Origin of the sequence: Flagellimonas rhodophyticola, from assembly GCF_049332665.1 — a bacterium.
Classification (GTDB): Bacteria; Bacteroidota; Bacteroidia; order Flavobacteriales; family Flavobacteriaceae; genus Flagellimonas.
In genome coordinates this window covers 2497014-2519735 of the sequence record NZ_CP186326.1, presented here as the reverse complement: position 1 = coordinate 2519735, position 22722 = coordinate 2497014, and the positions used below count along the sequence as shown (strand labels likewise).

26 protein-coding genes are annotated in these 22722 nt (G+C 37.7%); 10 read left to right on the top strand and 16 right to left on the bottom strand.

Annotation, left to right across the window (positions count from 1 at the left end):
* The 12 genes from ACOKFG_RS11275 to ACOKFG_RS11220 form a co-directional block, all read right to left on the bottom strand.
* Complete coding sequence (locus ACOKFG_RS11275; protein ID WP_422861265.1) at positions 1 to 420, bottom strand: GNAT family N-acetyltransferase; 420 nt, start codon at positions 418 to 420, stop codon at positions 1 to 3.
* Position 421: 1 nt separating this feature from the next.
* On the bottom strand, positions 422 to 1279 hold the full coding sequence (hisG, locus tag ACOKFG_RS11270; protein ID WP_422861264.1) for an ATP phosphoribosyltransferase: 858 nt from the start codon (positions 1277 to 1279) through the stop codon (positions 422 to 424).
* 203 nt (positions 1280 to 1482) lie between these two features.
* Complete coding sequence (locus ACOKFG_RS11265) at positions 1483 to 2298, bottom strand: prohibitin family protein (protein ID WP_298789590.1); 816 nt, start codon at positions 2296 to 2298, stop codon at positions 1483 to 1485.
* 10 nt (positions 2299 to 2308) lie between these two features.
* A complete protein-coding gene (locus ACOKFG_RS11260; RefSeq protein ID WP_298789588.1) occupies positions 2309 to 4339 on the bottom strand; it encodes a VWA domain-containing protein in 2031 nt (676 codons plus the stop codon).
* 6 nt (positions 4340 to 4345) lie between these two features.
* Complete coding sequence (gene fabG / locus ACOKFG_RS11255) at positions 4346 to 5092, bottom strand: 3-oxoacyl-[acyl-carrier-protein] reductase (RefSeq protein WP_298789585.1); 747 nt, start codon at positions 5090 to 5092, stop codon at positions 4346 to 4348.
* Positions 5093 to 5203: 111 nt separating this feature from the next.
* Positions 5204 to 6076: a succinate--CoA ligase subunit alpha gene (gene sucD, locus ACOKFG_RS11250; RefSeq protein WP_298789584.1), complete on the bottom strand. Its 873-nt coding sequence runs from the start codon at positions 6074 to 6076 to the stop codon at positions 5204 to 5206.
* A gap of 61 nt (positions 6077 to 6137) precedes the next feature.
* Positions 6138 to 7076, bottom strand: a complete 939-nt coding sequence (locus ACOKFG_RS11245; protein WP_298789582.1) for a UDP-3-O-(3-hydroxymyristoyl)glucosamine N-acyltransferase — start codon at positions 7074 to 7076, stop codon at positions 6138 to 6140.
* A 6-nt stretch (positions 7077 to 7082) separates the two neighbouring features.
* Positions 7083 to 7649: an elongation factor P gene (gene efp, locus ACOKFG_RS11240; protein ID WP_298789580.1), complete on the bottom strand. Its 567-nt coding sequence runs from the start codon at positions 7647 to 7649 to the stop codon at positions 7083 to 7085.
* A gap of 4 nt (positions 7650 to 7653) precedes the next feature.
* Positions 7654 to 8439 (bottom strand): acyl-ACP--UDP-N-acetylglucosamine O-acyltransferase, encoded by a 786-nt coding sequence (gene lpxA, locus ACOKFG_RS11235; protein ID WP_298789578.1) that lies wholly within the window; start codon positions 8437 to 8439, stop codon positions 7654 to 7656.
* Between the two features lies 1 nt (position 8440).
* A complete protein-coding gene (locus tag ACOKFG_RS11230) occupies positions 8441 to 9847 on the bottom strand; it encodes a bifunctional UDP-3-O-[3-hydroxymyristoyl] N-acetylglucosamine deacetylase/3-hydroxyacyl-ACP dehydratase (protein ID WP_299485210.1) in 1407 nt (468 codons plus the stop codon).
* On the bottom strand, positions 9834 to 10865 hold the full coding sequence (lpxD, locus tag ACOKFG_RS11225) for a UDP-3-O-(3-hydroxymyristoyl)glucosamine N-acyltransferase (protein ID WP_298789574.1): 1032 nt from the start codon (positions 10863 to 10865) through the stop codon (positions 9834 to 9836). The genes ACOKFG_RS11230 and lpxD overlap by 14 nt, the downstream gene beginning before the upstream one ends.
* A gap of 23 nt (positions 10866 to 10888) precedes the next feature.
* Positions 10889 to 12115, bottom strand: a complete 1227-nt coding sequence (locus ACOKFG_RS11220; RefSeq protein WP_299485208.1) for an HD domain-containing protein — start codon at positions 12113 to 12115, stop codon at positions 10889 to 10891.
* Positions 12116 to 12152: 37 nt separating this feature from the next.
* On the opposite strand from ACOKFG_RS11220, the gene ACOKFG_RS11215 reads away from it, so the two are divergent.
* The 6 genes from ACOKFG_RS11215 to ACOKFG_RS11190 all read left to right on the top strand — a co-directional run bounded on the left by ACOKFG_RS11215 (position 12153) and on the right by ACOKFG_RS11190 (position 16671).
* Complete coding sequence (locus ACOKFG_RS11215) at positions 12153 to 13697, top strand: PglZ domain-containing protein (RefSeq protein WP_299485207.1); 1545 nt, start codon at positions 12153 to 12155, stop codon at positions 13695 to 13697.
* 8 nt (positions 13698 to 13705) lie between these two features.
* Positions 13706 to 14116: a tRNA (adenosine(37)-N6)-threonylcarbamoyltransferase complex ATPase subunit type 1 TsaE gene (gene tsaE, locus ACOKFG_RS11210; protein ID WP_298789568.1), complete on the top strand. Its 411-nt coding sequence runs from the start codon at positions 13706 to 13708 to the stop codon at positions 14114 to 14116.
* Between the two features lie 173 nt (positions 14117 to 14289).
* Entirely contained in the window at positions 14290 to 14424 is a 135-nt protein-coding gene (locus ACOKFG_RS11205) for a hypothetical protein (protein ID WP_298789566.1), read from the top strand.
* An 86-nt stretch (positions 14425 to 14510) separates the two neighbouring features.
* Positions 14511 to 15053, top strand: a complete 543-nt coding sequence (locus tag ACOKFG_RS11200; protein ID WP_298789564.1) for a hypothetical protein — start codon at positions 14511 to 14513, stop codon at positions 15051 to 15053.
* 43 nt (positions 15054 to 15096) lie between these two features.
* Entirely contained in the window at positions 15097 to 16296 is a 1200-nt protein-coding gene (locus ACOKFG_RS11195) for an alanine dehydrogenase (RefSeq protein ID WP_299485203.1), read from the top strand.
* A 6-nt stretch (positions 16297 to 16302) separates the two neighbouring features.
* Positions 16303 to 16671 carry a DUF4258 domain-containing protein gene (locus ACOKFG_RS11190; RefSeq protein WP_298789560.1) on the top strand — a complete coding sequence of 123 codons (369 nt, stop codon included), beginning with the start codon at positions 16303 to 16305 and terminating at the stop codon, positions 16669 to 16671.
* On the opposite strand, the gene ACOKFG_RS11185 is transcribed toward ACOKFG_RS11190, so the two are convergent.
* Positions 16668 to 17840 (bottom strand): proline dehydrogenase family protein, encoded by a 1173-nt coding sequence (locus ACOKFG_RS11185; RefSeq protein WP_299485200.1) that lies wholly within the window; start codon positions 17838 to 17840, stop codon positions 16668 to 16670. The two genes, ACOKFG_RS11190 and ACOKFG_RS11185, sit on opposite strands and share 4 nt — an antisense overlap.
* 91 nt (positions 17841 to 17931) lie before the next feature.
* Here ACOKFG_RS11185 and aroB point away from each other — a divergent pair, with 91 nt between their 5' ends.
* The gene (aroB, locus tag ACOKFG_RS11180; RefSeq protein ID WP_299485198.1) at positions 17932 to 18987 is read left to right on the top strand and encodes a 3-dehydroquinate synthase; all 1056 of its coding nucleotides are present in this window, start codon (positions 17932 to 17934) and stop codon (positions 18985 to 18987) included.
* Between the two features lie 96 nt (positions 18988 to 19083).
* Positions 19084 to 19422 (top strand): hypothetical protein, encoded by a 339-nt coding sequence (locus ACOKFG_RS11175; RefSeq protein WP_298789554.1) that lies wholly within the window; start codon positions 19084 to 19086, stop codon positions 19420 to 19422.
* 10 nt (positions 19423 to 19432) lie between these two features.
* Here the strand turns inward: ACOKFG_RS11175 and ACOKFG_RS11170 are convergent, their stop codons facing one another.
* The 3 genes from ACOKFG_RS11170 to ACOKFG_RS11160 form a co-directional block, all read right to left on the bottom strand.
* The gene (locus ACOKFG_RS11170) at positions 19433 to 19951 is read right to left on the bottom strand and encodes a DinB family protein (RefSeq protein WP_298789552.1); all 519 of its coding nucleotides are present in this window, start codon (positions 19949 to 19951) and stop codon (positions 19433 to 19435) included.
* An 18-nt stretch (positions 19952 to 19969) separates the two neighbouring features.
* Positions 19970 to 20449 (bottom strand): Lrp/AsnC family transcriptional regulator, encoded by a 480-nt coding sequence (locus ACOKFG_RS11165; protein ID WP_055392737.1) that lies wholly within the window; start codon positions 20447 to 20449, stop codon positions 19970 to 19972.
* 97 nt (positions 20450 to 20546) lie between these two features.
* Positions 20547 to 21659, bottom strand: coding sequence for a M14 family metallopeptidase (locus ACOKFG_RS11160; protein ID WP_298789539.1), 1113 nt, complete (start codon positions 21657 to 21659; stop codon positions 20547 to 20549).
* 272 nt (positions 21660 to 21931) lie between these two features.
* Between ACOKFG_RS11160 and ACOKFG_RS11155 the strand changes: the two genes are divergently transcribed.
* On the top strand, positions 21932 to 22297 hold the full coding sequence (locus tag ACOKFG_RS11155; protein ID WP_313809733.1) for a helix-turn-helix transcriptional regulator: 366 nt from the start codon (positions 21932 to 21934) through the stop codon (positions 22295 to 22297).
* Between the two features lie 45 nt (positions 22298 to 22342).
* A complete protein-coding gene (locus ACOKFG_RS11150) occupies positions 22343 to 22720 on the top strand; it encodes a DNA topoisomerase IV (RefSeq protein WP_298789537.1) in 378 nt (125 codons plus the stop codon).
* The last annotated feature ends 2 nt before the right edge of the window (positions 22721 to 22722 follow it).

Genomic DNA, 22722 nt, shown 5'->3' with positions numbered 1-22722 from the left:
TCAGAATCTTTTTTGGTAGTGATATCCTACCATTACATACCCTTGACTTTCCCAGAATCTTTGCCCAGATTCATTCTTTGTATAACAATTGAGTTCAGAGCCGTTACAACCTATTGATTTACTATAATTGAAAATCCACTCCATTAGCTGTTTTCCTATTCCCTTGCCTTGATATTCACTTAGAATATATACGTTGTCTGGCTCGATATGCTTTCCAATATAGTATTTGGTCAATACCCACAAACCTGATATACCTATGAGTTTGGAACCATGATAAACACCAATACACTTATACGCATTCTGAAACATGCCCAATAAACGTTCTTCCAAGACTTCAGTAGGAATAGAAGCATCTAGTTTTTTTAGGAACGGAACAATCTCACTTCGGTTTTGCTCCTCTATGAATTTTATCTGATACATGTTACACTACCATTTTTTCAATTGGGCATACTAAAATCCCCTCAGCTCCAGCCAATTTTAACTCGTCAATCACCTCCCAGAAAGTATTCTTTTTGATGACTGTATGTACTGAACTCCAACCTTCTTCGGCCAATGGCAAAACCGTTGGGCTTCGCATTCCAGGCAATAAAGCAATAATCTTTTCTAATTTATCATTAGGTGCATTTAGCAAGACATATTTGTTCTGTCTCGCTTGTAAAACTGATTTTATCCTAAATTGAAGTTTTTCCAGTATTTCCTTTCGTTCTTGGGAGATTTTTGGGGATACAGCCAATACCGCTTCACTCTCCAAAATCACTTCAACCTCTTTTAAATTGTTTTTGAAGAGTGTACTTCCACTTGAAACAATATCGCAAATACCATCGGCAAGTCCAATATTAGGTGCTATTTCTACCGACCCGTTGATAATATGTAAGTCCGCAGTTACCCCTTTTGATTTTAGATAATCATTTACAGTATTTGGATACGAAGTAGCAATGCGTTTACCTTCAAAATCCTTAACCGAGTTATACGTAATTCCTTTGGGTACGGCCAAGCAAACTCTACATTTTGAAAAGTTTAATTTTTCAGCAATGGTAATGTCCACTCCTTTTTCTACCAACACGTTTTCTCCAAGGATAGCAATATCCACTACCCCATCTCTTAGGTATTGGGGAATGTCTCCATTTCTAAGATATAATACCTCTAAAGGGAAATTACGGGCAGTAGCTTTTAGCTGGTCTTTTCCATTATCTATGGAAATTCCACAATCTTTTAAAATCGTTAACGAGTCTTGGTTTAAGCGTCCACTCTTTTGAACAGCAATTCTAATTTTAGTCATTCCTTTAAATTTTGTTCGGAAACCAAATAGGTTTCAAAAACAAAACCCGTTTGATTTCTCAAACGGGTTTAGAATATATTTTAAAAACAACAATACATTTCTATCTCGCCTGAGTGCAAGTATAAAAATGGTGATGATGTGTGTTTTTATTTCTCATTTCGACTTCAAAAGTAGAATATATTTTTATATCAAAAAAGATTTATTTAGTTATTTCCCAAAATCAATGGTAAACCAGAATCTCCACTACCCACAATAACAACTTTGGAATTTGGGGATTTTGAAAGCTCCAACGTAGCATCTATTCCTTTGTCTTGAAGTATTTTATCTGTTAAGGAAGCACTTAAAATACGGTTGGCATCTGCCTTACCTTGTGCTTCGATACGTACTTTTTCAGCTTCTTTGGAGGCTGTTACTAATCTAAACTCATATTCTAAAGATTCCTGCTCTTGCTTTAATTTACGCTCAATAGCTTCTTTAATGGTTGGCGGAAGCGTAACATCCCTTACAAGCACCTCGTTCAATTGAATGTACTGACCATCCACAATTTTTTTGGTCTCTTCATATATTTCTTGTTGAATGGCATCCCTTTTACTGGAATACAATTGTTCCGGTGTATAACGTCCAACAACACTCCTAGCAGCAGAACGAATGGTAGGGAGTAAAACGCGATCTACATAAGACTCGCCTTTTTCTTGATGCAATCTTCCTAAATCCTCATATTTTGGTTGAAACCATGCAGAAGCATCTAGCTTTATTTCCAATCCATTGGAAGAAAGTACTTGCATTTTTTCAAATACTTCCTGTTGTCTAACTTCATAAACATACACCTTGTTCCATGGAGCCACTAAATGAAAACCTTCCCCTAGGGCAGGCTCATCTGTAACAACACCACCTCCAAAGGTCTTGTATAAAACTCCTGCTTCACCAGATCCAATTGTAACCGCAGACTTTGAAATCAATATTATTGCGAAAATAATAACTACCACTACGGGCAGTGCAATTTTGGGTAATCTATCCATCGTATATTATTTATATTAATCCATTATATTTTCTCAAGAACCATTCCAGTGCAAGTGTTACTGCCATTAGGCCCAACAAAAGCTTGAAATCGATTAAAGATACGACATTTTGTCTGCTCTTTTGTACAGGGATAAATTCACTCGAATCGGTTAACTCTACAATTAGATCTTCCATTTCATCCAAGTAAAAAACACTGCCTTTGGCTTTTTGGGCGAGTCGTTGCAATTTTTCATGATTGGTCGAAATCATTAATCTTTCAGGGTTGAATTCAAGTATTTTAAATACTCCAGAACGCTTGGTGTTTTCATCTTGGTTGGTAACGGTGAAAGTGTATTCGCCAGGAGAAAAATCGCTTAGGTCAGCTTCAAAATAACTGCCTTTTAACAGCATTGGTAGCTCCCTTGATAAATTAGCTTCTGCAGATCGGTATTCTAGAAGAAGATTGGCATTGTCGTTAAAAATAAAGCTTTCATCAAAGCTATAGGCTCTTATCTTAGCTTCACTTGAATTTTCAAAAACCAATTTATAATCCAATTCTAATCTGCTTTTTTTACCATTGCTGGTAAGATAAACCATTAGCTTTTGCATAAATTCATCGAACTCAACAAAACTTTGTGTATTTCTATAGGATTGTGCTCTCCATCGCCAGATATTTTCTCCAAATAGGACAGCTTCTCTTCTAGTGGACTCGTTCAAAATAGCAAATAATGGTTTGTCAAGGTCCACCCCTCTAATTCTTTGATGGACTAAGATGTCATTAGGAACTTTAAGCTCAATATCGCCTAAATTACCTAACAATGGTGGGTAGTTGTCCATTGAAAAGTCAGAAAGTCCAAAGGAACCGAAGGCTGTATTCAAAACCGGCTCAATTTCTTCCGGTTGATTGAAATTTTCCTTGAAGAAATTGTTCTGCACACTATTTAGAAAAGCCCAACTGGTCTTGGTGCCCGTAATGGTAAAACTATTTGTTCCGCTTTTATGCAGATAGTCGTAGATGGGCTTGAATCTATTTGTGGGCTGATATAATACAAAGAGGTCCGTTTCATCTACCCTATTTAAAGCCTCTTGCGGCTTTCTTATGTTAACTACACGCTGTTCGTTAGCTTCTATGGCTTTTTTAATGGCCCCAATATCGGGGTGCATTATTTCCGAGACTAGCGTAACTGTAGTTTTCTCATCAATTACTTCAACAGCAATTTCCCTTGTATTGTTGAAAACGTTTTTTTCATTGGTCAACGAAGCAATCTGAACATTAATGCTCTTGACTCCAACCGACTTCGCTTCCAATAACTCATTTATAGTTTTGCTGTTTTCATTTTCTCCAAAATCCACTTGTTGTTGGTATTGAACAACTCCATCAAGGGATATAGTTAGTGTTTTAGAAATTGGTTTTCTTCCATTGTAATTTACCGATATCTCGAGAGGAAATTTATTCTTTAAAAAGGCATAGGTATTGCTATTTACTCTTCCAATTGAAATATCTTCAAATTGTGTGGTATCTCCAACGGCGACAGGATAAATAGAGTTGTTCATGCCCAAGCTTAAAAACTCATAATCCCGACCCAAAGTCTGATTACCATCAGTCAGCAAGATAATAGCATTAGTGCCGTTCGCATAGATTTCATCGATCTTGGAAAGTGCTTTGGAGATATTGGTGCTTTTCCCGTCAAACTTTAGTGAATCACCTTGAGCTAATTCTGTAGAAAAAGCATATTGGTCTATTTGGAAGCGTTCATTTAAATCGGTGTGATTTGTTACTGATGAAACAGCAGTAATCAATTGTTCGTCTTCCCCACTTTCAATGGACGAAGAGTTGTCCACCAAAACCACAAGATTAGCTTTCTCCAAGAAGTATTCGTTCTTGGTGAATTTTGGATTTACCAACAGGATAAATGCGCTTAGCAAAGTAAAAAAACGCAAACCCGCCAATACAATATTGAAATTGGCTTTTCTGTTGCTTTTATAAAAGTATTGAAAGTATACGATGACGACGGCCGCAAGAACAGCCAAAATAATCAAGAGCACCGTACGTATTTCCATTCATTACTAGGTTAGCATGCCACCGTCTACATTCAGTACTTGTCCAGTGACATAACCTGAAAGGTCCGATGCCAAAAATATGCAAGCATTGGCAACGTCTTCAGGACTTCCTCCTCTTTTTAATGGAATTGCATCTCGCCAGCCTTGCACGGTTTTTTCATCAAGCTTATCGGTCATTTCAGTTTCGATAAACCCTGGAGCAATAGCATTGCAACGAATATTTCGAGACCCCAATTCCAAAGCAACTGACTTTGTAAATCCTATCATGCCTGCTTTTGAAGCAGCATAGTTTGTCTGTCCTGCATTTCCCTTTACGCCTACTACACTGCTCATATTGATGATTGAACCTTTTCGTTGTTTGAGCATGGTTCTTTGCACAGCTTTGGTCATGTTAAAAACAGATTTCAAATTGATTTCAATTACCTTATCAAAATCTTCTTCACCCATGCGCATCAATAGGTTATCTTTTGTAATCCCAGCGTTGTTAATCAAAACATCGATGGAATCAAAAATTTCCAGAACTTGTTTTACAAGTTCTTCTGATTCTGAAAAACTAGCGGCATTACTTTTAAATGCTTTGGCTTTAACACCCATATTTGAGAGTTCTTTTTCAAGTTCAAGCGCCGGAGCTTCGCTTGAGCTATAGGTAAAGGCCACATTTGCCCCATGTTGTCCGAATACTTGGGCAATCCCTCTTCCAATTCCTCTACTGGCCCCTGTGATTATTACGTTCTTGCCATCTAAAAGTTTCATAATGTTCAGTGTTTGTTTGTCCGGTTATTTAACCAAATATAGTTTTTGTTTTATGTTTTGGCACAAAAAAATCCCGCATAAGACGGGATTTAGTATAGATTTAACTAGTGGTTATCCTATTACTTCTTTCACTTTTATACCAATCTCTGCTGGCGAGTCCACAACATGAATACCACATTCCCTCATGATACGTTTCTTTGCTTGTGCAGTATCATCACTACCTCCTACAATGGCACCTGCATGCCCCATTGTTCTACCGGCCGGAGCAGTTTCACCGGCGATAAAGCCTACGATAGGCTTTTTACTTCCGCTTTCTTGATACCATTTGGCTGCATCGGCTTCCAATTGACCACCAATCTCACCGATCATAACCACGCATTCAGTTTCTTCATCATTGATCAAAAGTTCTACAGCTTTTTTAGTTGTAGTCCCGATGATTGGGTCTCCTCCAATTCCTATTGCAGTGGTAATCCCTAAACCTTGTCTAACAACTTGGTCAGCAGCTTCGTAGGTCAATGTTCCAGATTTAGAAACGATACCTACATTTCCTTTCTTGAAAACAAAACCAGGCATAATTCCCACCTTGGCCTCTTCCGGAGTTATAACTCCTGGACAATTTGGTCCTACGAGTGTACAGTCAAAGTTTTTGATATAATCATTCGCCTTCACCATATCCGCCACTGGAATTCCTTCAGTAATGGTTATGATTACTTTGATGCCTGCACTTGCGGCTTCCATAATTGCGTCCGCGGCAAAAGCTGGTGGCACAAATATTATCGTGGTATCAGCTCCAACTTTCTCAACTGCTTCTTCCACAGTATTGAAAACAGGCTTCTCCAAATGTTCTTGCCCTCCTTTACCTGGGGTAACACCGCCTACTACATTGGTCCCATACTCAATCATTTGACTTGCATGGAAGGTTCCTTCACTCCCGGTAAAACCTTGAACAATTATCTTTGAATCTTTGTTTACTAAGACGCTCATATTTCTAATTTATTAGCAACGACAAAAATATACTATTGCCACTAAAAGTTAAAGTAATTTACTAGCTATTTCCCTTTAAAGATTTTAGCATTGAGGGAAGGTTTTTTATAGTGTTGATTTCACGCATCTTGGACCTTGCTTCCTCCGCTGGACTGCCGAAATATGTTTTTCCGCCTTCTAAACTTTTGGCTACTCCAGATTGTGCATACACCACCGCTCCTTTTCCTATTGTGATGGCGCTTATCACGCCAACTTGGCCCCACAATACCACTTCATCTTCAATAACAACACAACCTGCAATTCCAGTATGGGATGCTATTTGGCATTTTCTACCTATTACAGTGTCGTGCCCTACCTGAATTTGATTATCTAATTTTGTCCATTCTTTAATCGTTGTGTCGCCAGTTACTCCCCTATCAATTGTGCAGGACGCCCCTATGTCAACGTTATCTTCAATGATTACCCTTCCGCTGGAGAGTAGCCTTTCAAAACCTTCCGTTCTTTTCTTATAATAAAAGGCATCGGCACCAAGAACAGTACCGCTGTGAATTACAACATTATCGCCAATGATACAATTATCATAAATGGAAACATTGGCGTGAATCAAGCAATTCTTTCCAATAATAACGTTATTGCCAACAAAAACATTAGGCTGAATTATGGTTCCTTCGCCGATTTTGGCCGATTCAGCAATTGCTGCGTTTGCGCTTTTAAAAGGAGAAAAGTGCTCGGTAAGTTTATTGAAATCACTAAAAGGTTCTTCTGAAATAAGAAGTGCCTTCCCTTCCGGACATTCTACCTCTTTATTGATTAGCACTACAGATGCTTTGCTCTGCAGCGCTTTGTCATAATACTTTGGATGGTCTACAAAAACGATATCCCCATTTTCAACCACATGGATTTCATTCATTCCAAGTACAGGAAAGTTTTCGTCTCCAATAAATTTAGAGTCAATTATTTTGGCAATTTCCTTTAAAGCAGTTGGTTTAGGAAATTTCATTTTAAGTTATTCTTTAACTCTTTCTTGATAGGTTCCTTTTTCCGTTTCTACCTTAATTTTATCTCCTTCGTTGATAAAAAGAGGTACATTTATTCTAGCACCGGTTTCAACGGTAGCCGGTTTGGTAGCGTTGGTGGCTGTATTTCCTTTTACTCCAGGTTCCGTATGCGTAACTTCTAAGATGACACTAGCGGGCATATCAACAGAAAGCGGCATGCTATCTTCGGTATTGAAAAGAATAGTTACAACTTCACCTTCTTTCAACAGGTCTGGAGCGTCCAAGGAGCTTTTTTGCAATGAAATCTGATTGTAGTCATCAGTGTTCATAAAATGAAAAGTATCTCCTTCCGCATATAAATACTGATAGGACCTTGTTTCCACACGAACATCTTCAATTTTATGCCCTGCAGAAAAGGTATTATCAATGACCTTTCCGGTAGTGACACTTTTTAATTTTGTGCGAACAAAGGCTGGTCCTTTTCCAGGTTTCACATGAAGAAACTCAATAATTTTAAAAATGTCGTGATTGTACTTTATGCACAACCCTTTTCGTATATCTGAAGTGTTTGCCATAATTTTAGTTTGAACTGAAGTAACCTTTCATAATCCCACGTTGTGAATCTCGGATGAACTGTAATATTTCATCACGTTCCGGAGTAGCTTCCATTTCAGCTTCGATTATAGAAGCCGCTTGGGAATTATTATAGTTTTTCTGATAAAGAATGCGGTAAATATTCTGGACTTCCCGGATTTTTTCGGCAGTGAACCCTCTTCTTCTTAATCCAATAGAATTGATTCCTACATAAGAAAGAGGCTCTCTCGCCGCTTTAACATATGGAGGTACATCCTTTCTTACCAGAGAACCACCTGTTACAAAGGCATGATTTCCGATAGATACAAATTGGTGTACCGCAACCATACCCGCCAAAACAACATTTTCACCAATAGTAACATGACCTGCTAAGGTTGAATCATTACTGAAAATACAGCCATCCCCTACCAGGCAATCATGCGCTACATGGCAATAGGCCATAATTAAGCAATTATTACCGATAACAGTTTTCATTCTATCAGCTGTACCCTTATTTATGGTTGCGCATTCCCGAATAGTGGTGTTATTACCAATGTGGACCGTTGTTTCTTCTCCTTGATATTTTAAATCTTGAGGCATTGCAGAAATCACGGCTCCAGGAAAAATATTACAATTCTTTCCGATGCGGGCGCCTTCCATTATGGTTACATTGGAACCAATCCAGGTACCTTCGCCAATAGTGACATTATTATGAATTGTGGTAAAGGGTTCAATTACTACATTCTTTGCAATTTTTGCACCTGGGTGCACGTAGGCAAGTGGCTGATTCATATTATTCTCCCTTTACTTTAGTGATTTGCGCCATTATTTCTGCTTCTGAAACCAGTCGGCCATTGGCATAGGCGCGTCCTTGCATTTGACAAATGCCTCTTCTAATGGGAGACAATAGGTCCAATTTGAATATTAGTGTATCTCCGGGAACTACTTGATGTTTGTATCTCACATTATCTATCTTCAATAGATACGTAAGGTAATTCTCAGGGTCGGGAACTGTACTTAAAACCAAGATTCCTCCTGTTTGTGCCATGGCCTCAATTTGCAATACACCTGGCATTACTGGAGCGCCTGGAAAATGTCCGACAAAAAACGGCTCGTTCATGGTGACGTTTTTTATTCCAATTACATGTTGGTCGGATAGTTCCATGATTTTGTCGACCAACAAAAAAGGTGGTCTGTGGGGCAGCATGTCCATAATTTGATTGACATCTTTCAACGGCGTTGCTGTCAAATCAACATCAGGGACATAATTACGTTTTTCTTGCTTTATTATCTTTTGAATTTTCTTGGCAAATTGGGTGTTTACAAAATGTCCCGGTTTATTTGCTATCACCTTTCCTCTGATTCGTGTGCCTGCAAGCGCTAAATCTCCAATTACATCCAACAGCTTGTGACGCGCTGCTTCATTTGGGTGGTGTAAGGTAAGGTTGTCCAATATACCATTGGTCTTTACGGAAAGCTTCTTTTTGTTGAACGCTTTCTCCAACTTCTTCATGGTAGATTCAGAAATCTCCTTGTCAACATATACAATGGCATTGTTAAGGTCTCCACCTTTTATTAAACCATGCTCCAACAGCATCTCGAGTTCATGTAAAAAACTAAAGGTGCGGGCATCTGCTATTTCGGTTTTAAATTCGGAAATCTCTTCTAATGAAGCATTTTGTGTTCCCAAAACCTTGGTCCCAAAGTCTACCATGGTTGTAACCTGGTAGGTTTCTGCGGGGATAACGGTTATCTCACTCCCAGTAGCTTCATCTTTGTAGCTGATGACATCCTTAACAACATACTCTTTTCTGTCTTGTTTCTGCTCCACAATTCCCGCTTCTTCAAGAGCTTGAACAAAGAATTTGGAAGAACCATCCATAATAGGAGGTTCGGGAGAATCCAATTCAATGAGAACATTGTCTATATCCAATCCAACCAAAGCAGCAAGTACATGTTCTGATGTTTGGATTTTCACCCCGTTCTTTTCCAAGTTGGTGCCCCGCTGCGTGTTTACCACATAGTTGGCATCTGCTTCGATGATTGGCTCACCTTCAAGATCTACTCTTTTAAAGGCAAATCCATGATTTTCTTGGGCCGGAACAAAAGTCATTGTGACGTTCTCTCCTGTATGTAACCCTACTCCGTTAAGGGTTACCTTTTCCTTTATTGTGCGTTGTTTCGTGCTAGTTTTGCTCACCTTCGACCTTTTTTTCTATGTCGTTGATTTTGTTCACCAATTTTGGCAAATTTTTGAAATGAACATATGATTTGTTGTAGTCACCATAATTTAATGCAGGTGACCCTTGAAGAACCTCATCATCTTTCACATTTCTGCCAATACCTGATTGTGCTTGAATCCTTACTCTATCACCAATAGTGATGTGCCCAACTATACCTACCTGACCTCCAATTAAGCAATGCTTACCAATTTTAGTAGACCCTGCTATACCTGTCTGGGCAGCAATGGCAGTATGTTCTCCAATTTCAACATTGTGGGCTATTTGGATTTGATTGTCAAGCTTAACTCCTTTTCTGAGAACAGTTGACCCTAATGTGGCACGATCAATCGTAGTTCCCGCACCAACATCTACATTATCTTCCATAATTACATTCCCGGTTTGAGGAACCTTACTGTATTCGCCATTTGCATTCGGGGTAAACCCAAAACCATCAGCACCTATAATCGCTCCGCTATGAATAACACAGTCGTTTCCTATTATCGACTCGGAATAAATTTTCGCTCCTGCAAAAATGACGACATTATCACCAATGGTAACATTATCACCGATATATACATTTGGATATACCTTGGCATCTTTTCCAATAACCACATTGTTTCCCAAATAAGAGAACGCCCCAAGATAAAAGCCTTCACCATATGAAGCGCTTTCAGAAACAAAAGAAGGATTTTCTATTCCCACTTTGTTGTTCTTGACTTGGTTGTAATATTCTAGTAATTTGGAAAACGACTTATAGGCGTCCTCAACCTTAATCAAGGTAGTTGACAACGATTGCTCTGGAACGAAATCCTTGTTAACGATTGTAATAGACGCTTTGGTGGAATAGATGTATGAAGTGTATTTTGGATTGGACAAAAAGGTCAATGAGCCTTTTTCCCCTTCTTCTATCTTCGATAATTTATGAACAGCAATCTGAGGATTACCCTCAACTTCTCCCTCTAAAATTCCGGCAATTTGGGTGGCTGTAAATTTCATTTGTGCAAAAGTAACAAAATTTGTTAAACGCTTTCTTTAGGAAAACAGCAATAATATTTTGTTACAGTTTTAGAAAGCGCTTTGAGGCTTAGTTGGTCCGATTCTTTGAGTACATCAGTTACTTTACCATTTTTCTTGAGGATTCTAATACCATGCTGCCCTTGGCTATACGCCTTATTTGAAATATCTCCTTGAAATACAAAATAAGTAGCTTCAGACTCAGGAATACCATATAAGTTAGAGATTGATTTAAGTTTGGTCATCATTTTTTCCTGAACAAATGGCTTACTCTTTATTTTTACATCGAGCAGATTTCTGTGCAAAAGCATTGTGCAAAGCTTTGATAGCACAAAATCATTATGGAACTGCCACGCCTTGATTGCCCCAAGCACATCAATATCATCTAAAAGCGCAAATTGCTCCAGCACCTTGGAGTCAACGGTAATATCATTATCAGTGCGTAGAAAGGATAGTATGGCATGACCACCTTGGATTTCTATACCTGAAGAAAGTAATTCCTTGGCCCGATACATTATTCTCACGAGCAATTGTTCAGCCATCAATCCCGTTTTATGTAAATACACTTGCCAGTACATAAAACGTCTTGCCATTAAAAACTTTTCTACGGCATAGATTCCCTTTTCTTCCACCACCAGATTATCATCAACCACATTTAGCATGGAAATTAAACGTTCCGAGTTGATATTACCTTCAGTAACTCCAGTATAAAAACTATCTCTCTTCAAATAATCCAAACGGTCCATATCTAACTGACTCGATACCAATTGATTCATGAATGGTTTTGGATACTCACCTTTAAAAATGGAAATAGCAACAGCTAGCTTACCTTCAAATTCATTATTTAGGTATTGCATGAAAGCAATGGAAAGCCTCTCATGATGAACTCCATTAATGAAAAACCCTTCTAGTGCATGCGAAAAAGGTCCATGTCCAATATCATGCAAAAGAATGGCGCACAAAAGTCCTGTTTCCTCTTCTTCGTTTATTTCGACTCCCTTCCACTTTAGAATTTGAATTGCCTTGGTCATCAAATGCATGCTTCCCAATGCATGATGAAATCTGGTATGATGAGCTCCAGGATATACAAGGTAGGACATTCCCATTTGGGAGATTCGTCTCAGGCGTTGAAAATAGGGATGGCCTATCAGGTCAAAAATAAGTTGGTTTGGAGTTCCAATAAAACCGTAAATTGGATCGTTAAATACTTTGAGCTTATTGGTATTGGCCAAGAAAGTTATTTTTTAATAGCGCAAAGATAAACACTATATGAACAAGATCACAATTCTGTGGGTCGATGATGAAATTGACCTGCTCAAACCTCACATTCTATTTCTGGAAAATAAGAACTATAAGGTTGTCACCAGTAAAAGTGGACAAGATGCCTTGGAGGAACTTAGGAGTTCTTTTTTTGATATCGTTTTTTTAGATGAGAATATGCCAGGCATTTCTGGACTGGAAACACTCACCGAAATAAAAAAACTTGATGCTTCCATCCCGGTGGTAATGATAACCAAGAGTGAGGAGGAGTATATAATGGATGAGGCAATTGGATCTAAAATTTCAGATTACCTGATCAAGCCTGTGAATCCGAACCAAATTCTTTTGTCACTCAAAAAAAGCTTGGATAATTCCCGATTGGTTTCTGAAAAAACTACGGCCAATTATCAGCAAGAATTTCGGAAAATTGCGATGGATCTATCTATGGTAAATAGTCATGAGGAGTGGACAGAGTTGTATAAAAAACTTATTTATTGGGAACTTCAGTTGGAGGAAATTGAAGACACGGGGATGACAGAAATATTGGAGTCCCAGAAAGTAGAAGCAAATTCACAGTTCAGTAAATTTATCGATAAAAATTACCCAAATTGGTTTCAAGACGGTGATGGGCCAACTATGTCTCATACACTTTTCCGAAAAAAAATTCAACCAGAACTTGAAGGTAGTAAGACTTTATTGGTAGTTATCGACAATCTTCGGTTTGATCAATGGCTAGCTTTTGAAGAAACCCTTGGAATGCACTATAAGAAGAAGCAAGAAGATTCATATTACAGTATACTTCCTACAGCCACTCAGTATGCGCGCAACGCTATATTTTCAGGCTTAATGCCATTGGATATGGAAAAAAGACATCCGGACTGGTGGAAAAATGATACGGAAGAAGGTGGTAAAAATTTGTTCGAAGCAGAATTCTTGGGTGCTCAACTTCAACGTTTAGGGATGGATTTAAAATGGGAGTACCATAAAATAAGTAACCTTAGACAAGGAAGGCAACTGGCTCAAAATTTCCGATCTCAAAAGGACAATGACCTTACTGTTTTGGTATATAATTTTGTGGACATGCTTTCCCATTCCAAAACAGAAATGGAGGTTATCAAAGAGTTGGCTTCAAATGATAAGGCGTATAGGTCACTCACGCTGAGCTGGTTTAAAAACTCTCCGTTATTGGAGATCATTCAGTCGGCTCAAGATATGGGAATGAAACTTATATTGACCACGGACCATGGGACTATTAATGTAAAGCAACCTTCCAAGGTAATTGGAGACCGTGATACAAGTCTTAATCTGCGATATAAAACTGGTAGAAGTCTTACCTATGAAAATAAAGATGTTCTTGCAGCAGAAAAGCCTCAAAATATTCACTTGCCAAATATCAATCTGAGTAGTTGCTTCATCTTTGCCAAGAATGATATGTTCTTTGCTTATCCAAATAACTACAACCACTATGTGGGGTATTACAGAAATACGTATCAACATGGTGGGGTATCACTTGAAGAAATGATAGTACCTTTTGTAGTTTTGGAGCCAAAATAATTTCCGAAATGAAATTCCATAAGAATGAACTTGGTAAGGCAGCCGAATATGTTTTGGACAACGTCAAAAGCAAGACTCTTTGTTTTCATGGTGATATGGGTGCCGGTAAAACAACCTTAGTAAAATCCATAGTCGAAAAACTTGGTGGCGACAATTCTGCGAATAGCCCAACTTTTGGTCTGGTGAATGAATATCATGACCAAAATGGAAATCTTTTGGCGTATCACTTTGATTTCTACCGGATTGAAAATGAAATGGAAGCTTTGGATTTAGGATTGGAAGATTACCTAAATTCTAAAGCTTGGATTTTTATAGAATGGCCAGGGAAAATAGAATCTCTGTTACCTCAAAATTCGGATTCGATTTTCTTACACTTTATCGATGAAAACACCCGTTCAATCGAGTTTAGTGCTGATTGAAATTTATTACATCTATCTTTTTTGAAGTTTCGATTAACGGCAAATCTGTCGATAAAAAGCTTTTGTTTTAGGATGAAATGCAATTTTTATCGGTGAAATGCACTGGGGGTAAGTAAAATTTCCTACATTTGTTATTGAAATGAATTCATTTATTAACCAAAAACTCTTTTACGATGAACACTAAAAGACTATTTTTTGGAGTATTAGCTGTTGCCTTCTTAGCAATGACTGCGGTTTCTACCGATGTCATCGACGTTGATAAGGATCAGCAAGTTAATGTCAATAAATTAAAAATTGGCAAAAAGTAAGTAACATAAAAGATATTTTCTTTTAAACCCCTTAAAGCAAGGGGTTTTTTTATACAATAAATGGAGGGATCTGCAGTTATAAGTGTATGCAGGCCAAAAAGAAAGTAAGGAAGAGACTTATAATAGAGGGATTAATAACCTTATTAGTTGCACTATCTCCGGTAATATTTTATTCATATAAGTACACTTCGAATGATACTGAATCTTTGGATTTGATTTTTTTTGAAATCAGTTCAAATGGGTTTGCGGATGCCCGAACCGCTTTGTGGTTCTACCTGATTAAAATCGTTCCATTGACCCTGCTAGTAATATGGTTTGTCACTAACAAACAATGGTGGTATCACGCCATATTGATTCCGATTGCTATGTATAGTTTTCAGCTTTATAGCGTTATTGCAAATAACTCACAAGATGTTGATGAGAATGAGGTGTTTTATGTAATCGCCGTCACAATGGTTGTTGTTCCCATTGTTTATTTTATCCGTGTGAAACTTATAGACAAACATGTTCACGGTATTGACTTGGATGCTATGGATACCGAACTTCAAATCTTAAAGGAAAAAGAAGAACTCCGAAAAGAACGTGAGAAACTGGAACAACGCCAACAGACGCTTGCAAAAAAAATGTAAATTTGTTCCCATAGCCTAGGGATTATCCACAGATTTACATTGTATGAATCAACCATCCTCTCCTTTTAGTAAACAACAACTTTTACCTCAAGAAGAAACTTTAGAGATCCTAAAACAAAAAGGAGAACTCTTTATTGGTATTCCTAAAGAAAATCAAAATCAAGAAAAACGTATTTGTCTTACTCCTGATGCAGTTAATGCAATTACCGCTCATGGACATCGTGTTCTTATAGAGTCCGGTGCAGGTGAGGGAGCCAATTTTTCAGATGCAGATTACACAAATGCTGGTGGAGAAATTACACGAGACACTAAAAAAGTTTTTTCTTGTCCCCTCATACTCAAGGTAGAACCCTCTACCCTTACGGAAATTGATTTGTTGAATCCGCAGACTACGGTGATTTCAGCACTTCAGATTAAAACGCAAAGCAAAGAATACTTTGAAGCCATGGCCAAAAAACGATTGACGGCCATTGCGTTTGAATACATTCGAGACGAAGATGGAAAATATCCTGCGGTGCGTTCACTAAGCGAAATTGCTGGAATTTCTTCTATACTGGTAGCTTCTGAATTGATGGCTACTACCAACAAAGGAAATGGATTGATGTTTGGGAATATTAGCGGTGTACCACCAGTTGAAGTTGTCATTATTGGTGCTGGTACGGTCGGAGAGTTCGCTGCTCGCTCTGCATTAGGCCTTGGAGCCAATATTAAGGTATTTGATAATTCCATTACCAAGCTAAGAAATATCCAAACTAATTTGAATCAAACGGTTTACACTTCCACGATTCAACCTAAAAATTTATTAAAAGCCTTAAAGCGATGTGATGTTGCCATTGGTGCGACTCGTGGAAAAGATCGTTCTCCTATTGTGGTATCGAGCACTATGGTTGAAAATATGAAAAAAGGCGCGGTGATTATCGATGTGAGCATCGACATGGGTGGTTGTTTTGAAACCTCTGAGGTGACAAGCCATGATAAGCCGACTGTGGAAAAGTTTGATGTATTACATTACGGAGTGCCGAACATTCCTTCTCGCTATCCTAGAACTTCCTCCATTTCTATAAGCAATATCTTCACGCCTTATCTTTTAAAATTGGGCGAGGATGGTGGATTGGAAAATTCATTGCGTTTTGACAAAGGACTTCGCAACGGACTCTACATGTACCATGGAATCTTAACTAATAAATCGGTTGGTGATTGGTTTGGGCTTACCTATAATGATATTAACTTTCTTATTTTTTAATAGCGAATGGCATTTTTGAGACGCTTGGGATGGTATCTTGTTGGACTATCCATTGGTATAATATTTCTTGTTTTCTTTTTAAAGAAAAAATCGGGTGAAAATGGAATTGACTTCTGCTATTTTCCCAATTGCCGGGTATTAAAAGACATGCGCTCAAAACCTGTAGTCTTTTCTGAGGAGTTCAATCAAGAAAAAGATACGTTGTTGATTAGGTCGTTTTTGATGGACGGTGATATCGACTTTGGAAAGAGTGATACTAAGTCCGAACCCTGTAAAACCTATATTATATCTCAGTCCGTTGAAGGCAAAGAAATGATATTAACAGCAAAGAATTGTAAGGACCAGGTGATTGCGTTTAATGTTGCAACGAACTAAAGGTCTAATTTCCTTCTTTTCTTTTCCTTTTGTAATAGAGATAATTCCCGTGTTGTCTGTCCGGCAACAGAGGTGTTTTCTTCTGCACGACGAATCAAATAGGGCATCACGTCTTTGACCGGGCCATAGGGCACATACTTTGCTGCTCTAAATCCTTCAGCGGTAAGATTGTAGGTAATATGATCGCTCATGCCAAAAAGTTGACCGAACCAAATATTTGGATTGCTTGACTCTACTTCATTTTCTTCCATGTGCTTGATCAATTTCAAACAACTTGCTTCATTGTGAGTGCCCGCAAAAATGGAAATGGTATTCAAATGATTCATCATAAATGTAATGGCGGCATCAAAATTTTCATCAGTAATTTTTTTGGATGGACATATCGGTGTCTTATATCCCATTTCATCCGCCCTGTCGTTTTCTTTTTCCATATATGCACCACGAACTACCTTAAATCCAAGCTTAAAACCTTCGTTGCTGGCAATTTCGAGAACTTCTTTTAAGTAATCCAAGCGGTCCCAACGGTACATTTGTAGTGTATTGAAGATAATTGGTTTTTTGGTGTTGTACTTTCGCATCATATCCAACACAATAGCATCGGCAGCGTCTTGCATCCAGCTTTCTTCTGCATCTATCAGTAATCCTACATCTAAATCGTGCGCCTTACTGCATACTTTATCAAAACGGTCAATAATTCTACTCCACTCCAAAGATTCCTTTTCGTCCAGATTTATATTTGCACTTACTTTTTCATACAGTTTAAAACGACCAAAACCTGTTGGCTTAAAAACTGCAAAGGGAATAGCATCCTTTTCTTTCACAAAGTTTAGCACTTCCAATGTTTTGGCCAGCGCAAAATCAAATTGGTCCTCCGTTTCCTTTCCTTCCACAGAATAATCCAGAATGGAACAAACACCTTTGCTATACATTTTATCAATAATAGGCAAACAATCTTCTTCATTGACGCCTCCGCAAAAGTGATCAAACACAGTAGCTCTAACAAGACCCTCTATGGGAAGGTGCGCCTTTATCGCAAAATTGGTTACAGCTGTACCTATTTTTACAAGCGGCTCATTGGCTATTAACCTAAAAAGAAAATATGCCCGCTCCAACTCAGAGTCTGTTTTTAATCGAAATGCTGTTGCAGTATTCTCAAAATTTGGATGCATTATTAGGAATCTTTTAATGATTCAAATATAAGTCGGTCTATGGGAAGATTATAAATTAAAATAGTCTTTATTTTGCAGTGCAAACCAAATTATGGAATCAATCAAATCGCTATCCCACGAAGTGCATATGGAAGACCTTGCGGAGGCCTCCCTTAGGCAGTATATTGCTAAAAGTGATTATTCTAAGGTATTTGTTTTGGTTGATGAGAATACAAGGGAGCATTGTCTACCAGAATTTTTACCCAAGATTGGTATGGAGCCAGATGCAATCTATGAAATTCCATCAGGAGAAGTCCATAAACATATAGGCACCTGTTCTTTGGTTTGGGAATGGCTATCTGATCAAGGGGGTGACCGAAAAAGTCTATTGATTAATCTTGGTGGAGGGGTGTTAACTGACCTTGGAGGTTTTGTGGCATCTACTTTTAAAAGAGGAATTGATTTTATAAATGTGCCCACTACCCTTTTGGCAATGGTTGATGCCTCGATTGGAGGGAAAACCGGAGTCGATCTAGGTGCACTTAAAAATCAGATAGGTATAATCAATCAACCTCAAATGGTTCTGGTATTTCCAGAGTTTTTGAAGACCCTTGACGCTCGACAGCTAAAGAGTGGGTTTGCCGAAATGCTTAAGCACGGATTAATCATTGATGCTGAATACTGGAAGGATTTAAGCACAGGGAATGGTTTTGAAGCCGCAAAGCATATACAAAAATCCATAGCCATTAAGAATGATGTCGTGAGTCAAGACCCGACCGAAAAAGGTTTGCGGAAAATCCTGAACTTTGGACATACATTGGGTCATGCCATAGAATCGTATTTTTTGGAGCGAGAAGATAAATTAGCCCTGCTGCATGGTGAAGCAATAGCTATCGGTATGATCCTTGAAGGCTACCTTTCTCATGAATTAAAGGGTCTTTCCAAATTATCATTGCAAGAAATAAAAGAAACGTTCCTTGCCCATTTTGACCGTGTGGCATTTAACTCGGAGGATATTCATGCAATACTTCAACTTCTTATTTTCGATAAGAAGAATTCCCACGGAGAAGTAAACTTTGTTTTACTGCAGAGCATTGGCAATGCCGTTACTGATGTAAAAGTCCCAGCAAATCTTTTCGAAAAAGCATTCGCTTACTACACAGAATAAAGAGTACATATACTAAAACCTATCGTTGACAACTCTTTGAGTTCCCAAGCTTTAAAAATTTATAGATTAGGATAAGTAATCAAAACCTAATCTACCATGAAACGAATTCTAATCGACTACAAAAAACTGGACCATGATGTGGCTGCAGTACTTATTGATTCATATCCATATGGTTATGGGGATGAGGATATCATCACCCTTAAAAAACCAAATGGAGAAATCATTGAAGCTGTAGAAGTAAAAACACCGGATACGATATATCTTGTGAAGATAAGTAAGAGCTTATCCAATTTTATTTCCAATTTTGAGGAAAATATAGAAAAGGAACTTGATAAGGCCTCAAAGACAGAAACGGTTCTGGGAACAGAAGAAAATCCCATACCAAATCAAGAAATTGAATCGGAAAACGATACTGAAAACAATAGCTTATTGTAAGAAACTACACTTAATCAAGATAACGTTCCTGAATAATTTTTAAGTGATGTGCTTGATGCCCACAAATTATAAACCCCAAGGCCCTTGTGCTCATTGGTGAGCCACTAGCCTCACCTACTCTTTTCAAAGCTTCGTCATCCAAGGAACGAAACAAGCTCAGGCTTGCTTCCCTAATAGCTCTATATTCCTGAAGTATATCTTTTTTTGTCCTCTTTTCTGCGTTGGATTCAGGCACATAAACATCTTGGTCAAAACCCGCTAAAGGCGTTTTATCATTTCTTGCGAAACGCAATGCGCGATACTGAAACACACGTTCAGCGTCCAAGATATGAATCAATAATTCGGCTAATGTCCATTTTCCCTCAGCATAAGCATAACTTAATTTTTCATTTGGAACGCTTTCAAGAAAAGTAGTCATAACCTCTTTCCCCTGTTCCAATTCGGTCAGCAAATCACTTTCACCAACGGATAAAATATAGTTATGATAATAGGGGTTGTACTCTGATGGGGAAAGGTCAGAAACTCTCATAAGTTATTTATTGGAAAATTATAGCTCGTTGAAAATGGTATGCATCAAACGCTTTTTATCGTTGATACTTTCTTCTAAGGAAATCATAGTTTCTGTTCTACTAATACCATCTATATCATCAATTTTAAAAATGATATTCTTGGCATGGGTAGTATCCTTTGCTCTTATCTTACAGAAGATATTGAACTTTCCTGTGGTAATATGGGCAACGGTAACATAGGGTATTTGGTTCAAACGCTCTAATACGAATTTAGTTTGATGCGTCTTTTCAAGAAAGATACCAACATAGGCTATAAACGAGTAACCGAGTTTTACGTAATCCAAAGTCAAAGAAGAGCCTTTTATGATTCCAGATTCTTCCATTTTCTTGACCCTAACATGGACCGTACCAGCAGAAATCAATAATTTCTTGGCAATATCCGTGAACGGTGTACGGGTATTGTCAATCAACATGTCTAAAATCTGGTGGTCAATCTCGTCTAATTTTACCTTGCTCATAGTGTGATTATTTGCAGCAAAATTAGTTAATTAAGAAATTATATTTAAAAAAAATGTCTTTTTTTTAAACAAAATGTAACATTTGGGCAAAAACGCATCACAATTTTCTTACATCTTCTAGTAAATTGATAACATCTTTTCGCTCATTCAATGCATTCCAATCTTCTGTCTTGGCACAATCGAATGTCAAATGTCCAAAATAACCAGGCATATTACCCATATCTGCAATTTCTGGAATGAAATTTATTGTGTTATTCTTAAGTACTTCCTTATAACGAATGCCCACTTTGGTATTATCATCCATTTTTGGATTACTCTTTTGGGCATTCAAGATTAGTATGTCGAAAAATAATTTGTCGTTTTCAGGAATGTTGAAATAATCGTCAGTTTTAAATACCTCAATATTATTTTCGGAAATTGTTGTGAGGCCTTTAACCAATGCATAAAAAATAAGCTCTCTTGTTTTTTCTCGCTGATAATCATTACCATAATGGCCAGCTTCAAACAAAATTGTTGGAACTTCTTTCATTTGAAATGAATCGCCAACACAATTGTCATTAAATCCATCATCATATCTGCCCACCTGTCCCGGTATTATCTGCTGTAGTTTCTCGTTCATTGAGACTATCAGCTTCATTGCAATTTCCCTTGTGGGAGTCAGCTTTCGGCTTTCATCGGAGGAAGGTGATAAAAATGAGACTGTGGCCGACTTATCTGACTTTCCAACACTGAATAAAGTACGCTGGTCATGAAGATTGAAACAAAAATCAGGTTTGAAGTCATTAAAGAGGTTATTCAGCGCTTTGCTTTCTGGTTGGGTCAATTGCTTCGCATCTCGATTTAAATCAACTTCATTCGCATTGACTCTATTATAATTTCTAGCTCCATCCGGATTCAGTATTGGTACAATCACTAAAGTGCAATGTTCTAAAATCGGCTTTGATAGGTCCTTTTTAGATTTTAGCATGTTGACCAAATCCAAAACAGCCTTTGTAGTGGTAGATTCGTTACCATGCATCTGGGACCACATCAAAACTTTCGAAGACCCATTGCCAAGCGTAATAGCATTTATTGGAATTCCGTTGACAGATTCCCCAATCTCTTTGATTGGGAAATCTAATTTACGCATCCAATCCATCTCCAACATTTCAGAGGTCACATACCTTCCGGTAATAGAGGTTTCCTTAAAGCTCTCGTAGTCCACTAACATTATTTTGGATCTTAAAGTTTACAAAAGTAAATCATAAAATCGTTACAAATGTAAATCAAAGAGAAGGTGTTTGTTACCTTTTTATCCGTTTTAGAGCATAATAATTCACAAATGTAAATAGCAACAACTTAACAGCTTCAATCATTTGATTATGAGATATTTAAATTATATCATATAATGTATGAATATCAAGATACAGTTATGAAAATTGGAATATTCGTTTGTTAAGCCATGCCCATTTGACTACTTTTACATAACGATAATATACAATTGTGAATGATTTAATAGCAAAACGTATTCGTACAATAATTGAGCATTATGGACTTACAGTTTCATCCTTTGCGGATAAGATTGGAGTACAACGTTCGAGTATCTCTCATTTACTAAAAGGTAGAAACAAGCCAAGTCTTGATTTTGTTTTAAAAGTTGTTCAAACCTACCCCGAGGTAAATTTATATTGGCTTTTGAATGGAAAGGGACAATTTCCGACGGAAGATATAACCGCGAATATCGTCGAAGTTCAGAATGCCCCAATATCTAAAGTTGAGCCCACTACCCCCCCAAATAATAAAGAAGCAGTAAAAATTGTCATTTTTTATTCTGACGGGTCCTTCGAATCTTTCAATGCAAAAAAATAGGAGAGCTAGTTCTCAAATTTCATTCTTTGGTCGTAATTTGCGTCTATGTTTAGACTAGTTTTTCTTTTAACAGGACTTGTATTTTTGGAATCCTGTCAAAAACCACCAGAACGCAACTGTAGCAATTTCAAGACTGGAGAATTTTCATTTACAACTACTATTGATGGCGAAGAGAAAACCACCACTTTTGTAAGGAGTTCAAATCTGGAAGTTGATTTTTTCGAGGGCAAACGAGATAGCTCGTCGGTAAGATGGATTAATGAGTGTGAGTATGTTCTAAAGAATTTGAATCCCAAAAACAAAGCTGAAGAAAAATCTATACACATAAAAATATTGACAACTTCAGATTCTTCTTATACATTTGAATATAACGCCATAGGCGATAAACGAAAATTTAAAGGAACCGCTTTTAAAAAACACTGACC